Genomic DNA, 9389 nt, shown 5'->3' with positions numbered 1-9389 from the left:
GATCTGTTCAAACACTTCGGCTTTACCGTCGGCAATGTGGTCAAGCAAGCCAACGAACTACTCGGCTAAGCCATGCCAGCACTCAGTGGCTTTCTATGGCTGATTAGCTACTGGCTTATCGGTGAAGTGGTAATCCACTTCACCGCTTTGCCGATCTCGTCAGGCGTCATCGGCATGCTGCTGCTCTGCGCTACGCTCGCTGTTCGTGGCCGTGTCCCTACTAGCATTGCCGCTGCCGCACAGCCACTCATTGCGCTACTTGCCATGCTGATTATGCCCGGCGTTGTTGGGGTATTTTTCATCATCGGTGAGCTGGCCGGGCAGTGGACGGCTATCCTTATCGCGTTAGTACTCGGCACGTTATTCAGCGTGGTAACCACGCTGTGGCTGCTCAAGCGACTAATCGGGCGACCGAATGTCCGCTGATACACCGCTGCTCACTCTATTAACCACCACCCCGCTATTTGCGGTGGGGTTAACACTCGCCGCTTATTTGCTTGGTAGTGCGCTGTTCCAGCGTTTAAAGCGCCCTTCTTGGCTCCCCGCTATTTTGATCGCGGCGCTGCTACTGGCGGGGGCGTTAGCGCTGATAGGGCTGCCTTACGCTACCTATCAGCAGGGTGCCACATGGCTAACGGTGCTGTTGGGGCCAGCCACGGTGGCGCTGGGGATGCCGCTTTATCAACAGTTGCCGCGGATCGTTGAGCTGTGGCGACCGCTGGCGATTTGTTTACCCATAGCAGCGACGCTGGCGGCTTGCTACTCACTGGCAATTGCTTGGTTACTGGGCAGCTCGGACACCATACTCGCTTCCATTGCCGCTAAATCGGTAACCGCGCCTATCGCTATCGGCATTACGGAACAGCTTGGTGGTACAGTAGCCCTGCTGTTGGGCGCGCTGCTGGTCACCGGGGTGATCACGATTCCCTGTGTCAGCCTCGCTGCGCGTTGGCTGCATATTGACGACGAGCGCTTGATCGGTTTCGCCCTGGGGCTTAACGGCCATGCCATTGGCACAGTAAGAGCGTTTGAGATCAGCCCCACCGCCGGGGCTTTTGCATCACTGGGCATGAGCCTTACCGGTATTTTCACCGCAGTGCTGCTGCCACTCGCCTGGCGATTAATAAGCATGGGCAGTTGATAAGAATCGTCCGCGGAAATACGTTATCATCGCAACGAGTTCTAGCCTATTTCGATTATTGTTGATTCACTTTTAAGAGCCACCCTTCTGCATGGCTAATTCTGCTCCCAGGTATCGCATCGCCATTAACGGTTATGGACGCATTGGCCAATGCGTGTTGCGGGCGCTCGTCGAGCGGCGACACCCCGAACTTGAAGTGGTCGCCATTAATGAACTCTCTGATCTCGCGACCATCACCTATCTAACCCGTTACGACACCACCCATGGCCGCTTTCCCGGTGACGTCGATAACGACGGTCAGTACCTTATCGTCAACGGCCAGCGCATCCAGGTACTCTGCGAACAAGAGCCACACAAGTTACCCTGGCAGGCGCTTGATGTGGATCTGGTGTTGGAGTGCTCAGGGAGCTTTAAAGATCGCGCCACCGCTGAGCTGCACTTAGCGGCAGGCGCTAAGCGGCTGTTGTTTTCCCAACCAGCGGAAAATGATGTCGATGCCACCATTGTGTGGGGCATTAATGAAGGCGAACTAGCGCTTTCCCAGCGCGTACTTTCTGCCGCTTCTTGCACCACCAACTGCCTGGTGCCGCTGTTGACCGTTCTGGATGAAGCTCTCGGCCTTGAGCACGGTGTCACTACGACGATTCACTCGGCGATGAATGACCAGCCGGTGATCGATGCTTACCACCAGACCGACCTGCGTCTGACCCGCTCGGCAATGCACTCTATTGTGCCGGTGGACACCGGCTTGGCGCTGGGTATTAGCCGCTTGATGCCCAATCTTGCGGGCCGCTTTGAGTGCCTGCACGTACGAGTTCCCACTATCAATGTCTCTGCCATGGACGTAGCGCTCACCGTCAGCCGCGACACCCACCGCGACGATGTAAATAACCTGCTACTGGCCGCCACTCAGCAGCGCTTAAAGGGCGTGCTTGGCTATACTGAAGCGCCCATGGCGTCGGTTGATTTTAATCACGACCCTCGCTCAGGCATCCTGGATGCTACCCAGACCCGGGTAGCTGGCAAGCGCCTTATCAAGCTGCTTTGCTGGTTCGACAATGAGTGGGGGTTCGCTAACCGTATGCTCGATATTAGCCAGCGACTGGCCAGACTTTCGGCAGAGACGTAGCCTGTTGGCATTAGTTGTTTACGTTAGCTGTTTATATTTAGTTCCACGGCCTACACACGAGGAAACCGCTTCCATGAATGTAAAAAAGATGACTGACCTTCCCCTGGAAGGACAACGCGTGCTGATTCGTGAAGATTTGAATGTGCCTATCAAACATGGCCGCGTCTCCAGCGACGCCCGCCTGCGTGCCGCACTGCCGACCATTCAAGCCGCTGTAAAGGCTGGCGCGAAGGTGATGTTGATGAGCCATTTAGGGCGCCCCACCGAAGGTGAACCCGCCGATGAGTTTTCCCTCGCGCCAGTGGCTGAACACTTGAGCGAACTATTAGGCCGCCCAGTGCCGCTGATCAAAGCCTATCTCGATGAAACGGTCGGCGAAACGCTGGATCTCGCCAACGGCGACGTCGTACTGCTAGAGAACGTGCGCTTTAACAGCGGCGAGAAAAAAGACGATGAACAGCTGGCGAAACAGTACGCCGCGCTGTGCGATATCTTTGTGATGGATGCGTTTGGCACCGCCCACCGTGCCCAAGCCTCTACCCATGGCGTGGCGCGCTTTGCCCCCAGCGCGTGTGCTGGGCCTTTACTTGCCCAGGAACTTGATGCACTTGAGAAAGCGCTGGCACACCCGACTCGGCCCATGGCAGCCATCGTCGGCGGCTCGAAGGTCTCTACCAAGCTGGATGTCCTCACCGCGCTGGCTGATAAATGTGATCAACTGATTGTCGGCGGCGGTATCGCCAACACCTTTATTGCCGCGGCGGGATACAATGTCGGCAAATCACTCCATGAGGCTGATTTAGTGGGCCAAGCCAAAGCGCTGATGGAGAAGGTCTCGATTCCACTTCCTACCGATGTTGTCGTTGCCACCGAGTTTTCTGAGTCAGCCAAGGCCGTTGTCAAGCCGGTCGATCAGGTGGCTGATAACGAGATGATTCTGGATATTGGCCCAGACACCGCTGCACACTTGGCCAGCATGCTCAAGGATGCAGGCACTATTTTATGGAATGGGCCTGTTGGCGTCTTTGAAATCGATCAGTTCGGTAAAGGTACCCAGGTAATCGCCCAGGCTATCGCTGATAGCGCAGGTTTCTCTATTGCCGGTGGCGGCGATACCTTAGCGGCCATTGATAAATATGCCATTGCGGATCGCGTTTCGTACATTTCAACCGGCGGCGGTGCCTTTCTTGAGTATGTCGAAGGCAAGCAATTGCCTGCCGTTGCTGCACTCGAAGCCGCCGCCAAACGCGGTTAACATTACACGACTTGAATCTGAACACTCACCATCGTTCAAACTGGTAGCTCAGTCTTTAAACCCAATTTTGACAACCCAGTCTTTACAACATAGATAAGGTAACTTCATGGCTTTGATCAGCATGCGCCAGATGCTTGACCACGCCGCCGAATATGGCTACGGCATTCCGGCGTTCAACGTCAACAACCTTGAGCAGATGCGCGCCATTATGGAAGCCGCTGATGCCACCGATTCGCCGGTCATCGTGCAAGCCTCTGCCGGTGCACGTAAGTACGCGGGTGCGCCCTTCCTGCGCCATCTGATTTTGGCGGCCGTCGAAGAGTTTCCGCATATCCCTGTGGTCATGCACCAGGATCACGGGACAAGCCCTGCGGTCTGCCAGCGTTCTATTCAGCTCGGCTTCTCCTCGGTGATGATGGATGGCTCGCTGGGTGAAGATGGCAAAACGCCAACCGACTACGACTATAACGTCAACGTTACTCGGCGCGCGGTGGAAATGGCTCACGCCTGTGGCGTTTCCGTCGAAGGCGAGTTGGGCTGCCTGGGCAGCCTGGAAACCGGCATGGCCGGTGAAGAAGACGGTATCGGCGCGGAAGGCAAGCTGGATATGGAGCAGTTACTGACCGACCCGGAAGAAGCTGCCGAGTTTGTAAAAGCGACACACGTGGACGCACTGGCGATTGCCATTGGCACCAGCCACGGCGCTTACAAGTTCACTAAGCCGCCTACCGGCGACACGCTCTCCATCCAGCGTATTAAAGAGATCCACGCGCGTATTCCGGATACTCATCTGGTCATGCACGGCTCTTCTTCTGTTCCCCAGGAGTGGCTGGAAGTGATTAACCAGCACGGCGGCGAGATCCCCGAAACGTACGGCGTGCCCGTCGCAGAGATCGTTGAGGGCATTAAGCACGGCGTGCGCAAGGTCAATATCGATACCGACCTGCGCTTGGCATCTACCGGTGCAGTACGTCGCTTCCTGGCTGAGAACCCGTCAGAATTCGACCCGCGTAAGTTCTTGAAAGAGACCGTTACCGCGATGCGCGATCTATGTATCGCCCGCTACGAAGCCTTTGGTACGGCCGGCAATGCCAGTAAGATTAAGCCGATCAGCTTGGAAGAGATGTTCCTGCGCTATGAGCGCGGCGAACTGGCGCCCAAGGTAAAATAAGCGTGTAATTAGCGCCCTTTCGAAAAAGACGACCAACCGGTCGTCTTTTTTGTGGTTAATTAAATAGATGTTGCAATGCAGCATTGATGCGCTAACACTGGAGATGAGGCCACGACATCTCGTGTTCCAGCAAGGAGGCCACAACGCTGATGAAATCCACAACTTTCCTTCCCCTAATGCCCACTACCCCGATAGCGATGTTCGATATATGGAAAGTCGGCATCATGGCCTTTGAGCTATGGTCAACGTCTTTGTCGACGATCACTATGCGAAATCATTTATGGCAAACACAGCCTTTTTTCAGCCCCAAAATGATGCAAGAAAATCAACGCATGGTCACCGAAAAACTCGAGGCCAGCATGGAAGCTGGCCTCGTCATGCAAAAAGCGCTGCTCAACTCAATGAGCGGCAAGCAAATCCCCTGGTGGGTGACCAGCCAGCGCACTATGAAGCCTTACCATCAACGTAGTAGCGCTAACTCGCGCCGACTCGTCAAGTAACGTTTAGGCACTGACGTTATTCATTATCGTCGGTGCCATCCTCGTCATCTTCGCTATTCTCTTCTTCGCTACTGTGAATAGCATCGTCGGGACTACCAGTGCCGCCCGTGCCAGCCTCTGGGTTTCGCTCTTCACTCTCACCAGATTCTAACTCGACGTCAGCCTCGCCCTCGCTGGTAGCTACTTCTTCGTTTTTCTCTTCCTCCTCTTCTTCTTCACGGACGCGTGCCTGCTCATCAGCGCCTTCGGAATCGCTAGAAGAAGCGCCTTCATCTTCATCACGCTTTACTGATCCCGCTTTAATACCGTACTCCTCTTCAAGCGCTTCATCATCTAGAGGTTCGTGCTGTTCACTTTCAGACGCATGATTATCAGCAAACACATAGCCAGTAGTTGTTAATAAGGCAGCGCTAAGTGCAAAGGGTAGAAACCAAGGGGTTAATCGCATTAGGCGTTCTCCATGTTGTGATTATGAAAGAATAGTGTATCCCCACTATCTCTTCAGCGCAGATGAGCCATTTCCAACGCTTGTACTACTGCGTCTGCTGACGCAGATGGCCTGCAACAGTAGCCAGCAAAATGAGTGTAGCCATTTAAGCTGGCTCAAGAGTCACGTTCAGGCAAGTAAAAAATAACAAAACAGTGTTCACAAATGACGTAAAATCCCGTTCAATAGCAGTATGGATGGCTTCAACTAACACTGGCAGTGCATAAGCCGCTGCAAGGAACCACAATGCCGCTCCCACTTTTGCTGTTTGACTGTGATGGCACTCTTGTCGATAGCGAGCCGCTACTGGCTGAAGAGATGACTGCCGGGCTCAATTCAGTAGGCCTGCCGTTTGCGTCTACTGATTATCTTGGCGAATTTCGTGGAGCGCGCTTTCGACGCATCGTTGCTGAACTGCAACAACGCTACGGTAACGTTGACCCTGACCAGCTTGACCGCATGGAAGTCTCTATGCGGGCCAATCTAGCCACCCGGCTTGCACAGGAGTTGACCACCATCCCCGGCGCCCAAGAAGCGCTGGATACTCTGGCGGCTTATCCCAGTGCAGTGGTTTCTAATGGGCCTGAAAGCAAAATTCGTACGGCTTTGGAAGCGACAGGGCTCAGCCACTACTTCGGTAAACGTTTTTTCAGTGGCTATACCGCTAATTGCTGGAAACCCGAACCCTGTTTACATCTACATGCAGCGAGTATCATGGGCTATTCAGCGCATGACTGCATTGCCATAGACGATGCCTTAGTAGGCGTACGCGCGGCGCTTCAGGCGGGAATGACGGTGATCCACTTAAACCGTTTCCCGGATGCCGAGACAACACCTGAAAACGCTATCATGATCAGTAATATGTATCAGCTACCCGCTGTAGTGGAGCGACTCACCCGTGAGTATTGGCAACTCCCCGTGCCCCAACACTCAATTGGAGGATAAAAATGGCCTCTTTACGAGACCAGCTAGGTGGGCTGGTTTACTCCACCGAACATGGCAAAACCTGCCCCACTTGCCGAGAGCCACTCAATGACTGCCACTGCGATGATCTGAGTGAACAGCAGCGGCTAGCGGCGCTTGATGGCGTAGTACGCATTCGCCGCGAAACGAGTGGTCGTAAAGGTAAAGGCGTGACCACCGTCAGTGGCATTCCTCTGCCTAGCGAAGAGCTTAAAACGTTAGCCAAGACACTTAAAAAACGGTGTGGAACGGGTGGAGCAGTTAAAGAGGGTATTATTGAAATTCAAGGCGACCACCGCGACACCCTGCATCAGGCGTTAAGCGCCCTTGGCTACCAGGTTAAACTCGCTGGAGGTTAGCCTCTACGCCACTATAACTTACCATCGGGACTTACCATTGGGTAAGTCGCTATAGAGCAAGGCACTGCAATGGCTTGGCTGGAATACGTGCTACCCCTGATTTTTTTATTTCCCATGGCGGCAATGGCAAGTATTGTCCTCGCGCTGCGCAGCCTGCACGATGCTCGCGTCCACTCTCCATTCAACGCCCCCCTTCATGAGCCGGGCCAAGCGCTACGGCACCGCCTTGACCAAGCGTTTTCCAGCCTTTTTTTAAACGGTGCATTAGGGCCCATTATCAGCCTCGCCCCGCTAGTTTACGGAATGGGCCGTATGTTGTTTGTGGATAAACAGGATTGGGTTGAGTGGGCGCTGTATGGGCTACTTAGTACGTTACTGGTACTGACTTTTTCATTATTGCTGGTACGCGACTATCAGCGTATCCGACGGCTAAAGTTAGGCTTAGCCTGTGAACTCGCCGTTGGCCAAGAGCTGGAGCGCTTAGTCCGCCCTGATGCACACCCTTATTATGTGTTTCATGATGTGCCCACCGATAGCTTCACGATCGATCACGTCGTAGTCACGCCCCATGGCGTATTTGTGGTTGAGACACGTGCCAGAACACTCGCTATCGGCACCGATGGCAATGAGCTCAATACAGTCGCTGTGGAGCGCGAGCGGTTGCGCTTTCCCCATTGGCAAGAGCGTCGGCCACTGCATAAGACTCGCCAAGGGGTTAGCTGGCTGACTCACTGGTTAGAGCGGCGCTGCGGCGTGCCCGTCCCGGTACGGGGAGTATTGGTGCTGCCGGGTTGGAAAATAGACAACAGCGAAGCCGCTCCAGATATTCTAGTGGTAAGCGGGGACACGCTCGCTAAGCAGCTGACCGAGCTGACCCCAGGCCCACTCAACGATGCCATCCATGACAAGGTCATTAATGTGCTGCTTGAGCGCGCTCAGTTGATGGAGTTGAAGCACCTGAGCCAACCTTCGGTTTAATTAAACAGTACTCAATCACCGCGCAGTCGGCCGCCCATCTCCTGGGCTAGATCCACCGCGTAGTGGTCTGTCATCCCACCGATAAAGTCCAGCATTCGCCGATAGCTATCGTAGAGTGACCAAGATGGCAGGGGCGTGTTTTCACCTATCAGGGCCAGTACACGCTGGTGTTTAAATGATGAATGCCCTGTGTGGTGAAGCTCGTGTGCAGCGCCAATAAAGGCTTCCAACAGAATACCCAGTGTCGTATAGGCGCCAATCTCCAGCTTTGCCTTACGCTCATTCTGGAAAATACGCTCTCGAGCCAACTGCTTCGCCGCTTGAACGCCCCACCCCAAGTCAGGGTGACACAGCTCTAATAGGTCATCACTGAGCGAGCCACTCAGCAGGGCCTGCTCATGCTGCACAAACACCGCGCCGACATCATTAACCGCACGCTCCATGGCAGCCCCCCGAAGAAGCGCAATGCGACGCCGCTGGGATACGTTTCGGGCTTGCATATCGGCATACTCGGGCGGAAACTCCCCGGCAATTTGGCGCAGTATCTCGACAACCTCTTCATAGCGTAAGATGCCCATTTCTAAACCGTCTTCCAGATCCAACAGGGCGTAACAGATATCATCAGCAGCTTCGACAAGCCAGGCCAAAGGGTGGCGACACCAGCGCTGCTCGCCCTGAGGCAATAACCCCACCGCTTCAGCCACTTCTTTTAGCAGCGCCTGCTCTGACTGATATGCGCCAAACTTGCCTGCACGCCCGCTGTAACGAACCGTCCAAGGGTATTTAAGCAGCGCACCCAAAGTGGCCGCAGAAAGCCGCATACCGCCATTAAACTGGTTATATTCGATCTGGGTAATTACCCGAAAACCTTGAGCGTTACCTTCGTAGGTCAGCAGATCCTCGCGCTCAGCATCTGAAAGATCCTCTAACAGGCCGCTGCTCTGAGCACGCTGAAACCAGTCGCGAATAGCATACTCACCGGCATGACCAAAAGGGGGATTACCAATGTCATGCCCCAGGCAAGCCGTCTGCACAATGACGCCAAGATCCGCGGGCGTTATCCACGCTGGCAAACGATCATGTAATAGCTCGCCCACAATCATACCCAAGGAACGACCTACACAGCCAACTTCTAGCGAGTGGGTTAGGCGAGTATGGATATGATCGTTTTCGGTTAACGGATGCACCTGGGTCTTGCGCCCAAGGCGCCTAAACGAACCAGAGAAAACAATTCGGTCGTGATCTTTATGAAACGGGCTGCGACCAATTTCACGAGTACTTGTTGAGCGTTGGTCGTGAAGACGACGTGGGGAAAGTAGCTGTTCCCAGCGCATCTGAGTCATGGGCATTCCTCCTGAGGAGTGCATTCTGACATAAAACGCCGGAAAACCGCACGTTATGGTGAG

The 9389-nt window shown here is 54.4% G+C and carries 11 protein-coding genes; 9 read left to right on the top strand and 2 right to left on the bottom strand.

Going from position 1 to position 9389, the window contains the following annotated elements:
• Nucleotides 1-72 precede the first annotated feature (72 nt).
• The 6 genes from HZU72_RS23315 (at nt 73) to HZU72_RS23290 (ending at nt 5196) form a co-directional block, all read left to right on the top strand.
• Entirely contained in the window at nt 73-426 is a 354-nt protein-coding gene (locus tag HZU72_RS23315) for a CidA/LrgA family protein (RefSeq protein ID WP_180096330.1), read from the top strand.
• Nucleotides 416-1141 (top strand): LrgB family protein, encoded by a 726-nt coding sequence (locus HZU72_RS23310; protein ID WP_009288691.1) that lies wholly within the window; start codon nt 416-418, stop codon nt 1139-1141. The genes HZU72_RS23315 and HZU72_RS23310 overlap by 11 nt, the downstream gene beginning before the upstream one ends.
• A gap of 91 nt (nt 1142-1232) precedes the next feature.
• Nucleotides 1233-2270, top strand: a complete 1038-nt coding sequence (locus tag HZU72_RS23305; RefSeq protein WP_180096329.1) for a type I glyceraldehyde-3-phosphate dehydrogenase — start codon at nt 1233-1235, stop codon at nt 2268-2270.
• 73 nt (nt 2271-2343) lie between these two features.
• Nucleotides 2344-3525, top strand: coding sequence for a phosphoglycerate kinase (locus HZU72_RS23300; protein WP_180096328.1), 1182 nt, complete (start codon nt 2344-2346; stop codon nt 3523-3525).
• A 106-nt stretch (nt 3526-3631) separates the two neighbouring features.
• Nucleotides 3632-4696, top strand: coding sequence for a class II fructose-bisphosphate aldolase (gene fba, locus HZU72_RS23295; RefSeq protein WP_180096327.1), 1065 nt, complete (start codon nt 3632-3634; stop codon nt 4694-4696).
• Nucleotides 4697-4845: 149 nt separating this feature from the next.
• Nucleotides 4846-5196 carry a hypothetical protein gene (locus HZU72_RS23290; protein ID WP_180096326.1) on the top strand — a complete coding sequence of 117 codons (351 nt, stop codon included), beginning with the start codon at nt 4846-4848 and terminating at the stop codon, nt 5194-5196.
• 16 nt (nt 5197-5212) lie between these two features.
• Here HZU72_RS23290 and HZU72_RS23285 read toward each other — a convergent pair whose 3' ends face one another.
• A complete protein-coding gene (locus HZU72_RS23285) occupies nt 5213-5644 on the bottom strand; it encodes a hypothetical protein (RefSeq protein ID WP_180096325.1) in 432 nt (143 codons plus the stop codon).
• A gap of 285 nt (nt 5645-5929) precedes the next feature.
• On the opposite strand from HZU72_RS23285, the gene HZU72_RS23280 reads away from it, so the two are divergent.
• From HZU72_RS23280 to HZU72_RS23270, 3 genes are all read left to right on the top strand, one after another.
• Nucleotides 5930-6628 (top strand): HAD family hydrolase, encoded by a 699-nt coding sequence (locus HZU72_RS23280; protein ID WP_180096323.1) that lies wholly within the window; start codon nt 5930-5932, stop codon nt 6626-6628.
• Between the two features lie 2 nt (nt 6629-6630).
• On the top strand, nt 6631-7005 hold the full coding sequence (locus HZU72_RS23275) for a translation initiation factor Sui1 (protein WP_180096321.1): 375 nt from the start codon (nt 6631-6633) through the stop codon (nt 7003-7005).
• A 69-nt stretch (nt 7006-7074) separates the two neighbouring features.
• Nucleotides 7075-7983, top strand: a complete 909-nt coding sequence (locus tag HZU72_RS23270; RefSeq protein ID WP_180096319.1) for a nuclease-related domain-containing protein — start codon at nt 7075-7077, stop codon at nt 7981-7983.
• Between the two features lie 11 nt (nt 7984-7994).
• Here the strand turns inward: HZU72_RS23270 and HZU72_RS23265 are convergent, their stop codons facing one another.
• Nucleotides 7995-9326 (bottom strand): deoxyguanosinetriphosphate triphosphohydrolase, encoded by a 1332-nt coding sequence (locus HZU72_RS23265; protein WP_180096317.1) that lies wholly within the window; start codon nt 9324-9326, stop codon nt 7995-7997.
• Nucleotides 9327-9389: the final 63 nt, after the last annotated feature.

Source organism: Vreelandella sedimenti (assembly GCF_013416325.1).
GTDB lineage: Bacteria > Pseudomonadota > Gammaproteobacteria > Pseudomonadales > Halomonadaceae > Vreelandella > Vreelandella sedimenti.
This window is presented reverse-complemented; position numbering and strand designations above follow the sequence as displayed.